Source organism: Dechloromonas hankyongensis (genome assembly GCF_022012295.1).
GTDB lineage: Bacteria > Pseudomonadota > Gammaproteobacteria > Burkholderiales > Rhodocyclaceae > Azonexus > Azonexus hankyongensis.
Window position 1 is genome coordinate 918,144 of the sequence record NZ_JAKLTN010000001.1, and the last position, 18,883, is coordinate 937,026.

General features: G+C 61.2%; 16 protein-coding genes and 1 tRNA gene. 11 read left to right on the plus strand and 6 right to left on the minus strand.

Annotated elements, in window-relative coordinates; genetic code table 11:
• From lpdA to LZ012_RS04465, 5 genes are all read right to left on the minus strand, one after another.
• Complete coding sequence (gene lpdA, locus LZ012_RS04445; RefSeq protein WP_275707931.1) at nucleotides 1–1,776, minus strand: dihydrolipoyl dehydrogenase; 1,776 nt, start codon at nucleotides 1,774–1,776, stop codon at nucleotides 1–3.
• 12 nt (nucleotides 1,777–1,788) lie between these two features.
• Complete coding sequence (gene aceF / locus LZ012_RS04450) at nucleotides 1,789–3,435, minus strand: dihydrolipoyllysine-residue acetyltransferase (RefSeq protein WP_275707934.1); 1,647 nt, start codon at nucleotides 3,433–3,435, stop codon at nucleotides 1,789–1,791.
• 14 nt (nucleotides 3,436–3,449) lie between these two features.
• On the minus strand, nucleotides 3,450–6,131 hold the full coding sequence (gene aceE, locus LZ012_RS04455; protein ID WP_275707937.1) for a pyruvate dehydrogenase (acetyl-transferring), homodimeric type: 2,682 nt from the start codon (nucleotides 6,129–6,131) through the stop codon (nucleotides 3,450–3,452).
• 244 nt (nucleotides 6,132–6,375) lie between these two features.
• Entirely contained in the window at nucleotides 6,376–6,669 is a 294-nt protein-coding gene (locus LZ012_RS04460) for a hypothetical protein (RefSeq protein WP_275707939.1), read from the minus strand.
• 2 nt (nucleotides 6,670–6,671) lie between these two features.
• On the minus strand, nucleotides 6,672–7,271 hold the full coding sequence (locus LZ012_RS04465; RefSeq protein WP_275707942.1) for a cytochrome c oxidase subunit 3 family protein: 600 nt from the start codon (nucleotides 7,269–7,271) through the stop codon (nucleotides 6,672–6,674).
• Between the two features lie 186 nt (nucleotides 7,272–7,457).
• Between LZ012_RS04465 and LZ012_RS04470 the strand changes: the two genes are divergently transcribed.
• The 6 genes from LZ012_RS04470 to LZ012_RS04495 all read left to right on the plus strand — a co-directional run bounded on the left by LZ012_RS04470 (nucleotide 7,458) and on the right by LZ012_RS04495 (nucleotide 13,515).
• Nucleotides 7,458–9,335, plus strand: coding sequence for a thiamine pyrophosphate-dependent enzyme (locus tag LZ012_RS04470; RefSeq protein ID WP_275707945.1), 1,878 nt, complete (start codon nucleotides 7,458–7,460; stop codon nucleotides 9,333–9,335).
• On the plus strand, nucleotides 9,332–9,943 hold the full coding sequence (locus tag LZ012_RS04475; protein ID WP_275707947.1) for an indolepyruvate oxidoreductase subunit beta: 612 nt from the start codon (nucleotides 9,332–9,334) through the stop codon (nucleotides 9,941–9,943). Before LZ012_RS04470 ends, LZ012_RS04475 begins: the two co-directional genes overlap by 4 nt.
• 73 nt (nucleotides 9,944–10,016) lie before the next feature.
• Nucleotides 10,017–10,874, plus strand: coding sequence for a bifunctional methylenetetrahydrofolate dehydrogenase/methenyltetrahydrofolate cyclohydrolase FolD (gene folD, locus LZ012_RS04480; RefSeq protein WP_275707949.1), 858 nt, complete (start codon nucleotides 10,017–10,019; stop codon nucleotides 10,872–10,874).
• A complete protein-coding gene (gene purE / locus LZ012_RS04485; protein WP_275707952.1) occupies nucleotides 10,875–11,375 on the plus strand; it encodes a 5-(carboxyamino)imidazole ribonucleotide mutase in 501 nt (166 codons plus the stop codon).
• Between the two features lie 5 nt (nucleotides 11,376–11,380).
• Nucleotides 11,381–12,520 carry a 5-(carboxyamino)imidazole ribonucleotide synthase gene (locus tag LZ012_RS04490; protein WP_275707954.1) on the plus strand — a complete coding sequence of 380 codons (1,140 nt, stop codon included), beginning with the start codon at nucleotides 11,381–11,383 and terminating at the stop codon, nucleotides 12,518–12,520.
• Complete coding sequence (locus tag LZ012_RS04495; protein ID WP_275707956.1) at nucleotides 12,520–13,515, plus strand: L-threonylcarbamoyladenylate synthase; 996 nt, start codon at nucleotides 12,520–12,522, stop codon at nucleotides 13,513–13,515. Before LZ012_RS04490 ends, LZ012_RS04495 begins: the two co-directional genes overlap by 1 nt.
• 10 nt (nucleotides 13,516–13,525) lie before the next feature.
• Here the strand turns inward: LZ012_RS04495 and LZ012_RS04500 are convergent, their stop codons facing one another.
• Nucleotides 13,526–13,864 carry a 4a-hydroxytetrahydrobiopterin dehydratase gene (locus LZ012_RS04500; protein WP_275707959.1) on the minus strand — a complete coding sequence of 113 codons (339 nt, stop codon included), beginning with the start codon at nucleotides 13,862–13,864 and terminating at the stop codon, nucleotides 13,526–13,528.
• A 114-nt stretch (nucleotides 13,865–13,978) separates the two neighbouring features.
• Here LZ012_RS04500 and LZ012_RS04505 point away from each other — a divergent pair.
• The 5 genes from LZ012_RS04505 (at nucleotide 13,979) to wecB (ending at nucleotide 18,882) form a co-directional block, all read left to right on the plus strand.
• Nucleotides 13,979–14,054, plus strand: a tRNA-Ala gene (locus LZ012_RS04505).
• A gap of 925 nt (nucleotides 14,055–14,979) precedes the next feature.
• On the plus strand, nucleotides 14,980–16,131 hold the full coding sequence (locus tag LZ012_RS04510) for a Gfo/Idh/MocA family protein (protein WP_275707962.1): 1,152 nt from the start codon (nucleotides 14,980–14,982) through the stop codon (nucleotides 16,129–16,131).
• The gene (gene wbpD / locus LZ012_RS04515) at nucleotides 16,131–16,712 is read left to right on the plus strand and encodes a UDP-2-acetamido-3-amino-2,3-dideoxy-D-glucuronate N-acetyltransferase (protein ID WP_275707965.1); all 582 of its coding nucleotides are present in this window, start codon (nucleotides 16,131–16,133) and stop codon (nucleotides 16,710–16,712) included. Before LZ012_RS04510 ends, wbpD begins: the two co-directional genes overlap by 1 nt.
• Complete coding sequence (locus LZ012_RS04520) at nucleotides 16,709–17,806, plus strand: DegT/DnrJ/EryC1/StrS family aminotransferase (protein WP_275707967.1); 1,098 nt, start codon at nucleotides 16,709–16,711, stop codon at nucleotides 17,804–17,806. The genes wbpD and LZ012_RS04520 overlap by 4 nt, the downstream gene beginning before the upstream one ends.
• Nucleotides 17,803–18,882, plus strand: a complete 1,080-nt coding sequence (gene wecB / locus LZ012_RS04525) for a non-hydrolyzing UDP-N-acetylglucosamine 2-epimerase (RefSeq protein WP_275707969.1) — start codon at nucleotides 17,803–17,805, stop codon at nucleotides 18,880–18,882. Before LZ012_RS04520 ends, wecB begins: the two co-directional genes overlap by 4 nt.
• Nucleotide 18,883: the final 1 nt, after the last annotated feature.

Genomic DNA, 18,883 nt, shown 5'->3' on the forward strand with positions numbered 1-18,883 from the left:
TTACTTCTTGCGCGGCGGCGGAACGTCCGTGCAAGTGCCGTGGGCGACTTCGGCGGCCATGCCGACGGTTTCGCCCAGGGTCGGGTGCGGGTGGATGGTCTTGCCGATATCGACGGCATCGCAACCCATTTCGATGGCCAGGCAGACTTCGCCGATCATGTCGCCGGCCGACGGGCCGACGATGGCGCCGCCGATGACGCGGTGCGTTTCGGCGTCGAAGATCAGCTTGGTGAAGCCGTAGTCGGCACCGTTGGCGATGGCGCGGCCTGAGGCAGCCCACGGGAACTTGGAGGTCTCGACCTTGCGGCCTTCCTTCTTGGCCTGTTCCTCGGTGTAGCCGACCCACGCCACTTCCGGATGGGTGTAGGCGACGCCCGGGATGACCTGCGCGTCGAAGGCGGCCTTGTGACCGGCGGCGACTTCGGCGGCAACGTGCGCTTCATGCACCGCCTTGTGGGCCAGCATCGGATTGCCGACGACGTCGCCGATGGCGAAGATATGCGGCACGTTGGTGCGCATCTGGGCGTCGACCGGAATGAAACCGCGGTCGGTGACGACGACGCCCGCCTTGTCGGCGCCGATCTTCTTGCCGTTCGGCGCGCGGCCGGCGGCCTGCAGGATCATGTCGTACTTGACCGGTTCCGGCGACACGCCTTCGCCTTCGAAGGTCACGTACAGGCCGTCCTCCTTGGCGTCGACGGCGACCGTCTTGGTCTTCAGCATGATCTTGTCGAAGCGGCTGGCGTTCTGCTTTTCCCAGACCTTGACGGCGTCACGGTCGGGACCCTGCATCAGGCCGTCCATCATTTCCACGACATCGACGCGGGAGCCGAGGGTGGAATAGACGGTGGCCATTTCCAGGCCGATGATGCCGCCGCCGATGACCAGCATCTTCTCCGGCACGAAGCGCAGTTCAAGCGCACCGGTCGAATCGACGATGCGCGGGTCGCGCGGGATGAAGGGCAGATGCACGGCGGCCGAACCGGCGGCGATGATGCACTTCTGGAACTTGATGATCTTCTTGACGCCGGTCTTGTCCTGCGACGTGCCGTCGGTGACTTCGACCTCGATGTGATTCGGATCGAGGAAGGAGCCGTAGCCGCGCACGATGTCGACCTTGCGGCCCTTGGCCATGCCGGCCAGACCGCCGGTCAGCTTGCCGACAACCTTGTCCTTATGGGCGCGCAGCTTGTCGATATCGACCGTCGGGGCGGCAAAAGTGACGCCGAGATCGGCCGCGTGCTGGGCTTCTTCCATGACCGCGGCAACATGCAGCAGGGCCTTGGACGGGATGCAGCCGACGTTCAGACAGACGCCGCCCAGCGTTGCGTAACGCTCGACGATGATGGTCTTCATGCCGAGGTCGGCCGAGCGGAAGGCGGCCGAATAGCCGCCGGGGCCGGCGCCGAGGACGAGCATTTCGCACTCGAGATCGGCCGTGCCGCCGTGGCTGGCCGCGGTCGGCGCAGCAACCGGGGCAGCCGCCGGAGCGGCGGCGGGAGCGGGGGACGCAGCGGGAGCCGAGGCGGCGGCTGCCGCGCCGGCTTCCACCTTGATCAGCACGGCGCCTTCGCTGACGCGGGAGCCGAGCTGGACCAGCACTTCCTTGACCGTGCCTTCGACCGTGCAGGGCACGTCCATGGTGGCCTTGTCCGATTCCAGCGTGGCGATCGCGTCATCGATCTTGATGCTATCGCCGACCTTGACGAACAGGTCGATGACCGGCACGTCGGAAAAATCGCCGATATCCGGGACTTTGACTTCAACGAGACTCATGGTCATCTCCCCTTACAGCGCGACGCGGCGGAAGTCGGCCAGCAGCTGGGCGACATAGACGTTGAAGCGGGTGGCCAGCGCGCCGTCGATGACGCGGTGGTCGGCGGTCAGCGACATCGGCAGGGTCAGGCGCGGCACGAACTGCTTGCCGTCCCACACCGGCTTCATCGTCGACTTGTTGACACCGAGGATGGCCACTTCCGGCGCATTGACGATGGGCGCGAAGTAGGTGCCGCCGATGCCGCCGAGCGAGGAAATGGTGAAGCAGGCGCCGGACATGTCGGCCGGCTTCAGCTTGCCGTCACGCGCCAGCTTGGCCAGATCGCCGGATTCCTGGGCGATTTCGAAGACCGACTTCTTGTCGGCGTTCTTGATCACCGGAACGACCAGACCATTCGGGGTGTCGGCCGCGAAACCGATGTTGAAGTACTTCTTCAGCACCAGGTTGTCGCCGTCGAGCGAAGCGTTGAACTCGGGGAACTTTTGCAGGGCCTTGACGCAAGCCTTGACTAGGAAAGCCAGCATGGTCAGCTTGGCGCCGCCACCCTTCTCGTTTTCCTTGTTGAGCTGGACGCGGAAGGCTTCCAGATCGGTGATGTCGGCATCTTCGTGATAGGTCACGGCGGGGATCATCACCCAGTTGCGCGACAGATTCTGGCCGGAAATCTTCTTGATACGCGACAACGGCTTGACTTCGATTTCACCGAACTTGCTGAAATCGACCTTCGGCCAGGGCAGCAGATCGAGCACGCCGCCGCCGGTGATGCCGCCGCCAGCCGAGGCGACCGGGCCCGAAATGGCGCCGGACAGCACGCCCTTGACGTACTTGGTCAGGTCTTCCTTGACGATGCGGCCCTTCGGACCGGTGGCGGCGACCTTGGAGAGATCGATGCCGAGTTCGCGGGCATAGGCGCGGACCGACGGCGAGGCATGGAGCTTGGCACCGATCGGCAGAGCCGGGGCCAGAGCTGCAGCAGCGGCGGGCGCGGCAGCCGGAGCAGCAGCGGCAACCGGTGCGGCAGCGGCCGGAGCCGGGGCAGCGGCTTGCGGGGTAGGGGCGGAGGCAGCGGCCGGGGCGGCAGCGCCGCTTTCGACCTTGATCAGCACCACGCCTTCGCTGACCTTGGAGCCGAGCTGGACCAGCACTTCCTTGACGGTACCGGCAACGGTGCTCGGCACGTCCATGGTGGCCTTGTCGGATTCCAGGGTGGCAATGGCGTCGTCTACCTTGATGCTGTCGCCGACCTTGACGAACAGGTCGATGACCGGCACGTCGGAGAAGTCGCCGATATCCGGCACCTTGACCTCGACCACGCCACCACCGGCGGCGGGGGCGGCAGCAGCGGGTGCCGGCGCAGCGGCCGGAGCCGGTGCAGCAGCGGGAGCGGCGGCTTGCGGGGCCGGGGCGGCTGCAGCCGCGCCGCTCTCGACCTTGATCAGGACGGCACCTTCGCTGACCTTGGAGCCGAGCTGGACGAGGACTTCCTTGACCACGCCTTCAACGGTGCTCGGCACGTCCATGGTTGCCTTGTCGGATTCCAGGGTGGCGATGGCATCGTCGATCTTGATGCTGTCGCCGACCTTGACGAACAGGTCGATGACCGGCACGTCGGAGAAATCGCCGATATCCGGGACTTTGACTTCGATGATTTGGCTCATGTTCGTCTCCTCCCTTAAACCGACATCGGATTCGGCTTGGCCGGATCCAGGTTGTACTTGACCAGGGCGGCGGCAACCTTCTCGCGCTCGATCTTGCCTTCGTCAGCCAGCGCCTTCAGTGCAGCCAGCGTGACCCAGTGGCGATCGACCTCGAAGTGGTGACGCAGCTTCTCGCGGGTGTCGGAACGACCGAAGCCGTCGGTGCCCAGCGTGACATAGGTGTTCTTGACGAACGGACGGATCTGCTCGGAGAACAGCTTGATGTAGTCGGTCGCGGCAACCACCGGGCCTTCTGCGCCGGCCAGCTTTTGCTCGACATGCGACAGCTTCGGCGCTTCGAGCGGGTGCAGCAGGTTCCAGCGGGCGGTGTCCTGGCCGTCGCGGGCCAGTTCGTTGAAGGACGGGCAGCCCCAGATGTCGGCTTCGACGCCCCAGTCGGCCTTGAGCAGGTCGGCAGCGGCGATGACTTCGCGGAAGATGGTGCCCGAACCGAGCAGCTGGACACGCAACTTGCCTTCGCTGCCCTTCTTGAACTGGTACATGCCCTTGATGATGTCGGCCTCGGCACCAGCCGGCATTTCCGGGTGCTCGTAGTTCTCGTTCATCACGGTGATGTAGTAGAAGACGTCTTCCTGCTCGGCGTTCATGCGGCGCATGCCGTCCTGAACGATGACCGCGACTTCGTACTGGAAGGTCGGGTCGTAGGAAACGCAGTTCGGCACCAGTTGCGACAGGACCAGGCTGTGGCCATCTTCGTGCTGCAGGCCTTCGCCGTTCAGCGTGGTGCGGCCGGCCGTGCCGCCGACCAGGAAGCCGCGGGCGCGCTGGTCGCCGGCTGCCCAAACGAGGTCAAGGGTACGCTGCAGACCGAACATCGAGTAGCAGATGTAGAACGGCACGGTCTGCACGCCATGCACCGAGTAGGCGGTGGCGGCGGCGATCCAGTCGCTCATGGCGCCGGCTTCGTTGATGCCTTCCTGGAGGACCTGGCCGGTCTTCGATTCCTTGTAGAACATCAGCTGGTCATGGTCTTCCGGAACGTAGTTCTGGCCTTCCTGGTTCCAGATGCCGACCGAGCGGAACATGCCTTCCATGCCGAAGGTGCGCGACTCGTCCGGCACGATGGGGACGATGTTCTTGCCGATCTGCTTGTCCTTCAACAGCATGTTCATGATGCGGACGATGGCCATGGTGGTGGACAGTTCGCGGCCTTCGCCGGAAGCCTTGAGCAGGGCGGCGTAGGTTTCGAGCGCCGGCACCGGCAGCGGGTCGGCCTTGCGGCGGCGCGACGGCAGGAAGCCGCCGAGGTCCATGCGGCGCTGGCGCATGTACTGGTATTCCGGCGAATCTTCGGCGAACTTCAGGTAGGGCAGTTCTTCCAGCTTGTCGTCCGGTACCGGCAGGCTGAAGCGGTCGCGGAAGCGGGCGATCTGCTCCTTGTCCATCTTCTTCTGCTGGTGGGAAATGTTCATCGCCTCGCCGGCCTGGCCCATGCCGAAGCCCTTGATGGTCTTGGCCAGGATCAGGGTCGGGGCGCCCTTGTGGGTGACGGCGGCGTTGTAGGCGGCGAAGATCTTGAAGAGGTCGTGGCCACCGCGGTTCAGTTGCCAGATTTCGTCGTCGGTCCAGTCGGCGACCAGTTCCTTCAGTTCCGGCGTATTGAAGAAGTGCTCGCGGACGTAGGCGCCGTTCTTGGCCTTGAAGGTCTGATATTCGCCGTCCACGCAGTTCATCATGCGCTGCTTCAGGATGCCCTTCTTGTCGCGCTGGAGCAGCGTATCCCAGTGGGTGCCCCAGATCAGCTTGACGACGTTCCAGCCGGCGCCGCGGAATTCGGCTTCCAGTTCCTGGATGATCTTGCCGTTGCCGCGCACCGGGCCGTCCAGACGCTGCAGGTTGCAGTTGATGACGAAGACCAGGTTGTCCAGCTTTTCACGGCCAGCCATGCCGATGGCGCCGAGCGATTCGACTTCGTCGGTTTCGCCGTCGCCGAGGAAAGCCCAGACCTTGCGCTTTTCCGCCTTGGCGGCGTCGATCAGGCCGCGCGAGGCCAGGTATTTCATGAAGCGGGCCTGGTAGATGGCCTGGATCGGGCCGAGGCCCATGGAAACGGTCGGGAACTGCCAGAAGTCCGGCATCAGCCAGGGGTGCGGGTAGGACGAGATGCCCTTGCCGTCGGTTTCCTGGCGGAAGTTGTCCATCTGCTCTTCGGACAGGCGGCCGAGCATGAAGGCGCGGGAATAGACACCGGGGACCGAGTGGCCCTGGAAGAAGATCAGGTCGCCGCCGGTTTCATGGTCGACGCTCTTCCAGAAATGCGAAAAGCCGACGTCGTACAGGGCGGCGGCGGAGGCGAAGGAGGCGATATGGCCGCCGACGTTGGTGTCCTTGTTGGCGCGGACGACCATGGCCATCGCGTTCCAGCGGATATAGGAGTGAATCTTGATTTCCATGTCGGCATTGCCCGGGTACTTGGGCTGTTGCTCGGCAGGAATGGTGTTGATGTACTCGGTATTGGCCGAGTAGGGGATGTCCACGCCATTCAGGCGGGCCTGACCGATGACTTTCTCAATCAGGTAATGAGCACGGGTCGGGCCTTCGACGTTAATGACGCCTTCCAGGGCGTCCATCCATTCTTTTGTCTCCTGCGGATCTACGTCAGCAGGGTCAGGCAATGCATTCGGCTGATTGGCCATGATTTGTCTCCACGGTTGGTGTTTCACTCTGTTTGTTTTGCCTGTTGAGCAAAACAACTTTACTCCTTGCGGACCGGTTCGCGAGTCCGTACTTTCCCTAATGCGTGTTTCGCATTGTAAAAACAAAATTCGCATCGTGCAATAAAGACGAGCGGGTTTTTTAGCTGTTTTGGGTTAGGGAAAACACGTAGTGCGAAATGCCCGGCGGGAGCATTTCGTCCGGTTTTTGAGAGGGGAAAGAGGACTAGACGCTGGCCCAGCGGGCCACGGTGCTGCCGAAGAAGGCAGTGATGATCAGGGCGATCGGGGATACGGCGATGAAGACCTTGAGCACGCGGGCGATGAAGGGATGGGCGACGTGCGCTTCGATGAAGCAGCGGGCAATGACGGCGCCCTTGATCCACATGATGGCGGCGACGACGAGCGGCAGCCAGGAGACGTCGCGGAACCATTCACCGAGGCCGAGGCTGGCCAGGGTCAGCGCGACCAAGGCCAGCCAGGCGGTGGTGATCAGGGCGAAATGGTCCTTGGTCGGCATGTTCAGGCGAGGACGTAGAAGAAGGGGAAGATGACCAGCCAGATGATGTCGGTGGCGTGCCAGTAGCTGGCCAGCGCTTCCAGACCGGCGTAATCGTCAGCCGTGTAGCCGCCGAACAGCAGGCGGGCGAGCACCCACAGGATGCCGAGGATGCCCCAGGTGGCATGCACCAGGTGGTTGAAGGTCAGGTAATAGTAGACGGTGAAGAAAATGCCCGATTCGCCGTTGATGCCATGCGCCAGGTTCCAGTCGATCTCGAGCACCTTGGCGACCGGGTAGCCGAGGGCGATGACCAGCCCTGCCACCAGCCAGAGCACGGCGCTGCGCTGGCGGCCGAGGCGGATGGCGTTCACCGAGCAGGCGATGCAATAGCTGCTGGTCACCATGAGCAGCGTGATGCTGGTGCCGGCAACGATGTTCAGGCGCTGCGCGCCTTCGTGGAAGGCCTCGGGAAAGTGCGAGCGGGCGATGAAATAGACCGCGAACAGCACGACGAACTCGACGAATTCGCAGGTGATGCCGACCCAGATTCCCTTGTTGCCGGGAATGCGCCGGGTGGGGTCTTCCGGCGGTGCGAGGTGATCGAGGGTGGCGGCGGTCATGGCAAAACAGGAATAGCGATGCGACTCATTCTCCGCGCCGGGGGCATCCCGGCATTGATGTCCATCAACCGACCGCATTCTTGTGACACAAAATAAAAAGATTGGATGACTTGCTTTGTATCAAATGGTCTGGAAATCACCTTCCTATAATCATGGGTTTCGCACTGAGCTTTTCGAGGAGTCCTTATGGCGGCAGTTCTGCCCGCACCGGCCGCGAGCCGGATCCTGATGTCCGGTAATGAAGCGGTTGCCCGCGCCGTCTGGGAGGCCGGCGTCAAGGTCGCTGCCGCCTACCCCGGCACGCCGTCCACCGAAATGCTGGAAGTGATCTCGACCTATCCGGACCTCTACGCCGAGTGGTCGGTGAACGAGAAAGTGTCGCTGGAAGTCGCCATCGGCGCCGCCTATGCCGGCTCCCGCGCCTTCTGCTGCATGAAGCACGTCGGCATGAACGTCGCCTCCGACGCGTTGATGACGCTGACCCTGACCGGCGTGGTTGGCGGCCTGGTTATCGCCATTGCCGACGACGTCGGCCTGTCTTCCTCGCAGAACGAGCAGGATTCCCGCTACTGGGGGCGCTTCGCCCACGTCCCTGTGTTCGAGCCGGCAGATTCGCAGGAAGCCTACGCCATGACGCTGGCCGCCTACGAGCTGTCGGAAAAGCACCAGGTGCCGGTCATCCTGCGCATGACCACGCGCATCAACCACGTCAAGGCGCTGGTCACTGTCGGCGAGCGCCAGGATCGCGTCGGCGCCGGTTTCAAGAAGGACCCGTCGCGCTTCGTGATGGTGCCGGGCAATGCCGGCAAGCGCATCCCGCTGATGTTCCAGCGCGACAACACGCTGCGTGCCGAAGCCGAACAGTCGCCGCTCAACGTCATCAAGACGGGCAGCGACAAGCGGGTCGGCTTCATCACCTCCGGTCCGGCCTACATGCATGTCCGCGAAACCTTCCCCGAGGCGCCGGTGCTCAAGCTTGGCTTCTCGTGGCCGGTGCCCTTCGAGAAATGTCGCGAACTGGCGGCGCAGGTCGATCAGGTCGTCATCGTCGAGGAAGTCGAGCCGCTGATCGAAACCGAGCTGAAGGCGCAGGGCATCAAGGTCATTGGCAAGGAAATCCTGCCGCTGCAGGGCGAACTGGCGCCGCCGGTCATCAAGCCGGCCATCGCCCGCCTGCTCGGCGAGCCGGTCGAGGAAGTGCCGCTGCGCGTCAAGCCGGCCCAGGTTTTCCCGCGGCCGCCGACCATGTGCGTGGCCTGCCCGCACCTCGGCGTCTATTACACGCTGTCGCAGGTGCGCAACCTCAACATCTCCGGCGACATCGGTTGCTACACGCTGGGCGCCGGCCACCCGTGGCAGGCGATGGATACCTGCGTGTCGATGGGCGCCTCGATGGGCGTCGCGCTGGGCATGGACAAGGGGCGCGGCGAGTCCGACAAGGACAAGCGCATCGTTGCCGTGATCGGCGATTCGACCTTCCTGCACATGGGTATGCAGGGCCTGCTCGACATGGTCTACAACAAGGCCAACGTCACGGTCATGCTGCTCGACAACCGCGCCGTCGGCATGACCGGCGGCCAGGACAACCCGGGCAACGGCCGCGACATCCACGGCGAGGAAGCGCCGCGCATCGATTTCGTCAAGCTGGTCAAGGCGTTGGGCGTCAAGGAAGAACGGGTGCACAAGGTCAATCCGTATGAACTGCCGACCCTGTTCAAGACCATCCGCGACGAGGTCAAGGTGCCCGACGTGTCGGTCATCGTCACCGACCAGCCCTGCGTGCTGATCAAGGATTACCACAAGATGAAGCCGTACGAGGTGCTGGACGACAAGTGCACCGGCTGCGGCAACTGCCTGGATGTCGGCTGCCCGGCCATCCACGTCACCCGGCGCGGCAAGGAAGTGAAGGCTTCCGGGCGCGAGGTCGATCTGTCCTTCGTGCGCATCGAGTCGTCGGTGTGTACCGGCTGCGGCCTGTGCGTCCAGCCCTGCGCGCCGGACGCCATCCAGCATTACGCGCCGGTATCGCCGATCAAACTGGTCAAGGGAGGCTGTTCGGCATGAGTAACGTGAGCAATATTCTCGTCGTCGGCATCGGCGGCCAGGGCGTCATGACCGCCACCGAAATCCTGGCCGAAGCCGCTATCGCGCTCGGCCACGATGCCAAGAAAACCGAAGTCGCCGGCATGGCGCAGCGCGGCGGTGTCGTTTCATCGCACCTGCGCTTCGGCGACAGGGTCCTGTCGCCGCAGATCGTGCCGGGAACGGCCGATGTCCTGCTCGCCTTCGAGGCAGCCGAGGGGCTGCGCTGGCAGCACATGCTGCGCCCGGGCGCCATTGCGCTGGTCAACAACTCGCGCTTCGTGCCGCCCATCGTCGAACTCGGCCTGTTTGACTATCCGGCCGATCCGGTCGGTGACATGAAGGCAGCCGGCACCAATGTGGTCGCTTTCGACGCCACCACCATCGCGCTGGATCTGGGCGACATCCGTCTGGGCAATACCGTGATGCTCGGCGCCATTGCCGATCACCTGCCGTTCGCGGCCGATGACCTGCTGGCCTGTGTGCTCAAGCGTTTCGAGAAAAAAGGCGAACGCATGGTCGAGTTGAACCGCCGCGCTTTCGCGGCCGGCCGGGCGGCCGTTGGAGCAGTGGAAGCAGCCGCCGCCTGATTCTGGTAAAATTCGCGCCAAATCAAAGGGAAAGGCAGTCGCCTTTCCCGTTTTCTTTTTGTTGGATGCGACGATGACGGCACAAATTATCGATGGCAAGGCGCTGGCAGACGAGCTGCGCCAGAGCTTCAAGGCCCGCGTGGAAACCCTGACGGCCAAGGGCCACAAGCCCGGCCTAGTGGTCATTCTGGTCGGCGAGGACCCGGCCTCCCAGGTTTACGTGAAGAACAAGGTCAATGGCTGCCTGGCCATCGGCATGCATTCCGAAAAGATCGTCTATGACCGCGAGGTCGACCAACAGGTGGTGCTCGACAAGATCGCCGAACTGAACGCCGATCCGGCCATCCACGGCATCCTGGTTCAACTGCCACTGCCCAAGCATTTCGACGAAGAGAAGGTGCTCGAAGCCATTTCGGTCGAGAAAGACGTCGACGGCTTCCACGCCGAAAACGTCGGCGCCCTGTCGCAAGGTGCCCCCCGCTTCATCCCGTGCACCCCGTACGGCGTCATGAAGATGTTCGAGAAGGGCAATGTCGATCTGACCGGCAAGGAAGCCGTTGTTATCGGCCGCTCCAACATCGTCGGCAAGCCGATGGCCATGCTGCTGATCAATGCCGGCGCCACGGTCACCGTCTGCCATTCGAAGACGAAAGACCTGAACTTCCACACCAAGCGCGCCGACATTGTCGTCGCCGCCGTCGGCAAGCCCAAGTTCGTCAAGGGCGACATGATCCGGCTGGGCGCCGTGGTCATCGACGTCGGCATCAACCGCCTGCCGGACGGCAAGCTGTGCGGCGACGTCGATTACGCCGACTGCCTCGAAGTCGCCGGCCAGATCACGCCGGTGCCGGGCGGCGTTGGTCCGATGACCATCACCATGCTGCTGGCCAACACCATCGAGGCCGCCGAACGCAAGGCAGGGATCCGCTAAATGAACGCCGCTCACCAACCGCTCGTCGGGGTCGTCATGGGCTCCGATTCCGACTGGCCGACCATGCAGGCCGCCGCCGTCATCCTCAAGGAATTCGGCGTCTCCTTCGAGGCCCGCGTCGTTTCCGCCCACCGCACGCCGGACCTACTGTTCGACTACGCCGCCATGGCTGGCGAGCGCGGCCTCAAGGCGATCATCGCCGGGGCCGGCGGCGCCGCCCACCTGCCGGGCATGCTGGCCGCCAAGACCACAGTGCCGGTGCTCGGCGTGCCGGTCCAGTCCAAGGCGCTGTCCGGCGTCGATTCGCTGCATTCCATCGTGCAGATGCCGAAGGGTATCCCGGTCGCTACCTTCGCCATCGGCGAGGCCGGCGCCGCCAATGCCGCATTGTTTGCCGTCGCCATGCTGGCCAACGATAATCCGTCGCTGAACGACAAACTGCAGGCTTTCCGCCAGGCGCAGACCGACAAGGTTCTCGCCATGAAGCTGCCCGAGGTATGAGCGCGATGATTCTTCCGCCCGCCACGCTGGGCATGCTCGGTGGCGGCCAGCTCGGCCGCTTCTTCGTTTCCGCCGCCCACGAAATGGGCTACCAGGTCTGGGTCCTCGATCCGGACAATAACAGCCCGGCCGGCCAGATCGCCGAACGCCATTTCTGCGTCGATTACAACGACTATGCAGCGCTCGATGAATTCGCCAACGGCTGCGCGGCGATCACCACCGAGTTCGAGAACGTCCCGGCCGATACGCTGGACTACCTCGCCAAGTTCGTCCCGGTGCGTCCGCACGCTGCGGCTGTCGCCGTCTGCCAGAACCGTATCGCCGAAAAGTCCTTCCTGCGCGACAACGGCTTCCCGCATGGTCCCTTCGCGGCGATCGATTGCGAAGACGACATCCGCAATGCTGATGCTTCCCTGTTCCCGGCTATCCTGAAGGTCGCCCGCTTCGGCTACGACGGCAAGGGGCAGGCGACGGTGAATAACCGCGACGAAGCGCTGATCGCCTTCGGCCATTTCAAGGGCGAGCATTGCGTGCTGGAGCAGCGCCTGACCCTCGATTACGAAGTGTCGGTCGTCCTGGCGCGTGATGAAAACGGTAAGGTTTCCTGCTTCCCGACTGGCGAGAACCAGCACACCAAGGGCATCCTCGATGTCTCCATCGCGCCGGCGCGCACCACCGGTTGCGTCAAGAGCGACGCCGAGGATGTTGCCGCCCGCATCGCCGAAAAGCTGGGCTACATCGGCACCATGGCCGTGGAATTCTTCGTCAGCCGTGGCCAGTTGATCGTCAACGAAATGGCGCCGCGTCCGCACAACAGCGGCCACGCTACTATCGACGCCTGCGTTACTAGCCAGTTCGAGCAGCAGGTGCGCGCCCTGTGCGGCCTGCCGCTGGGCGAAGCGCGTGCCCACTCGGCGTCGGTGATGGTCAATCTGCTTGGCGACCTGTGGTACGACGGTGACACCTACCGCGAACCGGACTGGGCCAAGTTGTACGCCATCCCCAACCTGAAGCTGCACCTCTACGGCAAGCACCACGCCCGTCCGGGGCGCAAGATGGGCCACTTCACGGTCATCGGCGACAACGCCGAGCAGGTGCAGAAGACTGCGCTGGCCGCCCGCACCGCCATCGGCATCAAGGACTGATGACCCCGTCGGACAACGACTACCGGCGTGCCGTCGACCTGCTGGTCGCCGGCGAGCTGGTCGCCATCCCGACCGAGACGGTCTATGGCCTGGGGGCGGATGCCGCCAACCCCGACGCGGTAGCCAAGATTTTCGCCGCCAAGGGCCGGCCGGCCGACCACCCGCTGATCGTCCATCTGGCCGGCCACGACGCCGTTGACCATTGGGCCGAGCAGGTGCCGGCGGTCGCCTGGGAACTGATGGAAACCTTCTGGCCCGGCCCGCTGACCTTGATCCTGAAAAAGCAGGCCTGGGTGCCCGCTGCCGTGACCGGCGGCCAGGATACCGTCGGCCTGCGCGTCCCCGGCCATCCGGTAGCGCTCGAACTGCTCCGTCGTTTCGCCGCCGCCAAAGGCGAGCATGCCGGGATCGCCGCGCCATCGGCTAACCGCTTCGGACGCATCAGCCCGACCACTGCCGAGCATGTCGGTGAAGAACTCGGCGACCGGGTGCCGCTGATCCTCGATGGCGGGGCATGCAAGGTCGGCATCGAATCGACCATCATCGACTGCTCGCGCGGCGAGCCGGTCATCCTGCGCCCCGGCCATATCTCGCCGGTCCATCTCGAAGCGGTGCTCGGTCGCCAGCCGGCTGTCGAAACGGCCGCTGGCGCGCCGCGCGTTTCCGGTTCGCTGGAAGCCCATTACGCACCGGTCACCCCGTTGCGCATGGTGGCCGGCGAACGCCTGCTCGATTTCATCAACGCTCAGCGCCATCGCGGCGGCAAGTGCGCGGTGATTAGCGCCAACCAGCCGCCGCAGGCCGGCATGCCGCACGCCTGGCGCCTGATGCCGGCCGACCCGGTCGGCTATGCCCACGACCTGTACGCTGCCTTGCGCGACATGGACCATGCCGGCGTCGATCTGATTGTCGTCGAAACCCTGCCGCAGGACGCCGCATGGACCGCTGTCGCTGACCGCCTGCGCCGGGCGGTGGCGGGAGCCGGTCAGGGCTGATGCCCGCGGTTTACTGGTCGAACAGCTTGTCGACTTTGGCGGCGCAGATGAAATCGTTTTCCGACAGGCCGCCGATGGCATGCGTCCAGTAGCGGATGCGGACGTCCTTGTAGCCGACCGTCAGTTCCGGATGATGGTTTTCGCGATGCGACACCCAGGCGACGGCATTGACGAAGGCCATTGCCTCGTAGTGGTTGCGAAATACGAAGCTCTTCTCCAGGCGTTGCTCGTCGAGAGCCCAGCCCGGCAGGGATTGCAGCATTTCGGCCGCCGCCGCCACGTCGAGCGGCGCCACGCCGCCTTCGCACGGCTGGCATTGCCGCTCGGCCAGATTGCAAGTCGTTGCCATGGTGATCGCTCCTATCCTTCCTTAGCAAATCAGACGCCGGGATGAGCGGCTTGGTTCCGGCGCCATTTGGCACTTTGATAAGCGAAATGGAGTGCGCTAGAATCGCAGGGCGTTGGGGGGGTAGCTCAGCTGGGAGAGCGCCGCGTTCGCAATGCGGAGGTCGGGAGTTCGATCCTCCTCCTCTCCACCAACCGATACTTGAATAAAGCTCTGAGAAATCAGGGCTTTTTTCTTTGGCGGAGTTCCGGGTTGCTTCCTGCTCTGCTCGGGTTCTCTGTTGCTGATCACGTCCAATGTGATCAAAGTGTGATCACGCACAGGCAATCACACACGCAATTGCCTAAATCCAGACTACCGCGCTCGCCACTTGTCACGCTTGGGCCGAATGGTTTCCTGTGTGCGCCTCAGACTCTTCAGTGCTGGGGGGGGCGGGGCGGGGGCGGGAATAGCGGCTCTAAGGTTGAGGCATCCCGCAACAGAAGCTCTGTCGGGCGGAAGGGTATCCCTGACAGGATTTCGTGTTTCGTGTTGGACTTGGCTGGGATCAGCTAATTTCCTTCGGTTCTCATCGCGCTCCAGCCCAGCAAAATTTCCGCAGAAACAAAGCCCTTGTCGAAAATGGTTAGGGAATAGTCCTCTATCTAGCCGATCGGCCCCTTGGCGTGAAGCACTTTTGTCATTTGTGCTTTTGCCGGCTCGTGTAGGCATTGTCAATAGTCACTGTGGCCGGTTATACTGTTTGGATAAGTTTCAAGCTAAAGCAGGGTGTTGGCAGTCTTATAGGGAGGCTGCGGTGCCCTTCTCTCCTGCCCCCAAACTTGGGGGTAGATGGCTTTCTGGGCGCTACGCGGGGGGGCGTCACTTTCAAAGAAAAATGCCCAGACATCCGCGGCAGCAAAGTTGCTGATCTCGTTATGGAGCTCGAGTATTGGGGGGCTAAAGTGGTGGTTGATGCCCCTGGGGCTAATTCCGATGGTATTCCACGAATGCGGCTTCCGCGTGGGAGCTATCGACAAAGAAAATCCAGTTGATGCCTTGATCGCTGTGATCGGTTGTAACGAGTTTCGATCTGAGAAGCTAGTTGGCCAGCGTGCTTTTGCCGTGGTGATAAGCCGGTGCTAGGCGACCCCAAAGTTTTGTTTGATCGTCATGCGGTGGCCGATACCGGCTTCACCGTTTTCCGCCTTTTAAAAATGCGAGAAATTGGCATGCTTCACTATCCTTCTATTACTGGTCGCAAAATCAAAATTGCCATTGTTGGCTGCGGCCGCATCTCAAAAAATCACTTCGGCTCTATTGAAAAACATAGAGACGATTTCGAGCTTGTCGCTATTTGTGATACCGACCCAGTGGTTCTGGCGGAGCACGCCAAGAAATATAAGGTTCCAGCCTATCGGGACTTGGAAGAAATGCTGGTAAGCGAGAAACCGGATCTCGTTGCTCTGTGCACGCCAAGTGGCATTCACCCGGATCAGGCTGTACTGGTTGCCAAATACAAAATACATGTGATGACCGAGAAGCCCATGGCCACCAGATGGAACGACGGTGTTCGCATGGTTAAAGCATGCGATGAGGCTGGTGTGCGCCTTTTTGTCGTCAAACAAAACCGCCGTAACACCACGCTGCAGCTCCTCAAGCGCGCGGTGACTGAAAAGCGTTTTGGCAAAATCCATATGGTCCACCTCAATGTGTTCTGGACCCGCCCCCAATCCTATTACGATCAGGGTAACGGCTGGCGCGGAACTTGGGAATTTGACGGCGGTGCTTTCATGAATCAAGCCAGCCACTACGTCGACCTGCTTGATTGGCTAATCGGCCCTGTGGAAAGGGTGCAAGCCATGATGAGCACCACGCGGGATATTGAAGTTGAAGACACCGGTGTGCTCAATGTCAAATGGCGCAATGGTGCACTAGGGTCCATGAGCGTAACTATGCTTACCTATCCACAGAATTTGGAAGGCAGCATTACCATCTTGGGTGAAAAAGGCACCGTGCGCGTAGGTGGCGTGGCAGTTAACGACATTCAGCTCTGGCAGTTTGAAGAAGCCACGGATTACGACCAGCAAATCCAGAGTGCCAACTACGAAACCACTTCAGTTTATGGGTTTGGTCATCCTCTTTACTACAAAAACGTTGTTGATGTTTTGCGTGGAGAGGCCGAACCAGAAACTGATGGCCGTGAGGGGCTCAAGTCGCTCGAGTTGCTAATAGCAGCTTATTTATCAGCACGTGACGGTAGAACAGTTCCCCTGCCTTTGGAGTATTAATGAACGCCACCATTCACCCCTCTGCCATTGTCGACGATGGTGCGCAAATTGGCGATGGCAGTCGCGTTTGGCACTGGGTTCATGTATGTAGTGGTGCCCGCGTCGGCCAAAATGTCTCGCTTGGCCAAAACGTCTTCGTGGGCAACAAAGTCATCATTGGCGACAACTGCAAGATCCAAAACAACGTCAGTGTGTACGACAACGTTACGCTCGAAGAGGGGGTTTTTTGCGGCCCCAGCATGGTGTTTACCAATGTCTACAATCCTCGATCGCTCATCGAACGAAAAAGTGAATACCGCCACACACTGGTAAAAAAAGGCGCTACCCTTGGCGCCAACTGCACTATCGTTTGCGGCGCCACGATCGGCGAATTCGCCTTCGTTGGCGCGGGTGCAGTCATCAATAAAGATGTTAAACCTTACGCACTAATGGTTGGTGTTCCGGCCAGACAAATCGGTTGGATGAGTGAGTTCGGAGAGCAAATTCCCTTGCCACTTGAGGGGCAGGGGCAGCACCAATGCGCACATACCGGTCAATGCTATGTTCTGGAAGGCCAGCGCCTTACGCGAGTTTCCCCATGATGATTCCATTTATTGACCTTAAGCATCAGTATCAAGCCCTGAAGCCCGAGATCCAGACACGCATTAACACGGTGCTTGAACATGGCCAGTACATCATGGGGCCGGAAGTTCGAGAGTTGGAAGAACGGCTGGAGACCTATACGCAAGCCAAGCATTGCATCACGGTGGCATCGGGTACCGAAGCGCTCTTGATTGCGCTCATGGCTATTGGTGTCAAGGCGGGCGATGAGGTTATCACCACCCCGTTCACCTTCGTGGCTACAGCCGAAGTCATTGTCCTGCTAGGTGCTGTGCCGGTCTTTGTCGATATCGAACCTGACACCTGTAATATCGACGTGAGTAAGATCGAAGCAGCCATCACACCAAAGACCAAGGCTATCATGCCAGTCAGTCTTTACGGTCAGGCTGCGGACATGGACGAAATCAACGCCATCGCCGCGCGCCACGGAAACATCCCTGTCATCGAAGATGCGGCGCAGAGTTTCGGTGCCGACTACAACGGGCGGAAGAGCTGTAACCTTTCTACCATCGGCTGCACCAGTTTCTTCCCGAGCAAACCGCTCGGCTGCTATGGCGATGGTGGCGCGATCTTTACCAGCGACGATGCCTTGGCCAAAGCTATGCGCGAAATACGCGTGCATGGGCAGGAACGGCGCTATGTACATACGCGCATCGGTGTCGGGGGCCGTATGGATACCCTGCAATGCGCGATCTTGCTGGCCAAGTTCGAGCGTTTTGATTGGGAGGTCGAGCAGCGCCTCAAGATAGGGGCTCGATATAACGAGCTCTTGGCAGGCAAGGTTTCGGTTGTTACCCAGCGACCCGGCCGTACCAGCGTCTTTGCCCAATACACGGTCTTCGTGGAAAACCGCGAGCAGCTGCAGGAACAACTCAAAGTCGCGGGGATTCCAACTGCGGTCCATTATCCGATTCCGCTCAATGAGCAGCCAGCCTATCGGCATCTGTGCTGCCCGGATAGCACCCCAATCAGCAAAAAACTCGCCTGTCAGGTCATGAGTTTGCCCATGAGTGCTGATTTGACAGCATTTGCTCAAGACTCGATTGTTAGAGCTGTGATCGGGGGGGGGGCGTGAAGATCGTTACAGTAGTTGGGGCCCGCCCGCAGTTCATCAAGGCAGCCGCTGTCTCGCGGGTTATACGCAATGATTACGTGGGTCAGATTGACGAGGTGCTGGTTCACACAGGGCAGCATTATGACGACAACATGTCCAAAGTTTTCTTTGAGGAACTGGACATCCCGCATCCCAAATACAACCTTGAAATTTCTGGTGGCCAGCATGGTGCGATGACGGGGCGCATGCTGGAGGGGGTTGAGAATGTCCTGCTGCAAGAAAAGCCAGATTGGTTGTTGATCTACGGTGACACCAACTCGACCTTGGCCGGCGCCCTGGCCGCCGCCAAACTGCATATTCCGGTTGCGCATGTTGAGGCTGGCTTGCGCTCCTTCAACATGCGCATGCCGGAAGAGGTGAACCGCATTCTTGCGGACCGTGTTTCGTCATTGCTATTTTGCCCCACTGAAACGGCTGTCAACAACCTAAAATCAGAAGGTGTTTGCCAGGGCGTACATAACGTCGGCGATGTCATGTACGACGTGGCCCTTTTTTATCGTGACCGCGCCAGACAAAATAGCAAGGCACTGCAAAACTTGGGGGTGACAACTGGAGGCTTCGCACTGGCCACCTGCCATCGTGCAGAAAATACCGATGACCCACGGCGGCTCATGTCGATTCTTATTGCGTTGTCTGAAATATCGCCTAGGTTGCCGGTTGTGCTGCCGCTGCATCCCCGCACGCGCAAACTTGTCGCAGATTACGGGCTAGTCCATCTGTTAGCCAAGCTAATCATTACTGAACCTCTGCCCTTCCTGGATATGGTGGCCTTGGAACAAGCTTCACGCCTCATCTTGACGGATTCGGGTGGTGTTCAAAAAGAGGCATTTTTTTATGGAGTGCCTTGCATCACCATGCGCGACGAAACCGAGTGGGTTGAAACAGTCAGTTTAGGGTGGAATCAGTTAGTGGGGGCTTCCTCCGATTCAATTATCTCGGCGGTGAACGAGATAATTCAAAGTCCGCCTAGCGAAGCAGGGGAAAAACCCTACGGAATAGGCAATGCGGCAGGTGACATTCTGGCTTTGTTGAACTGAT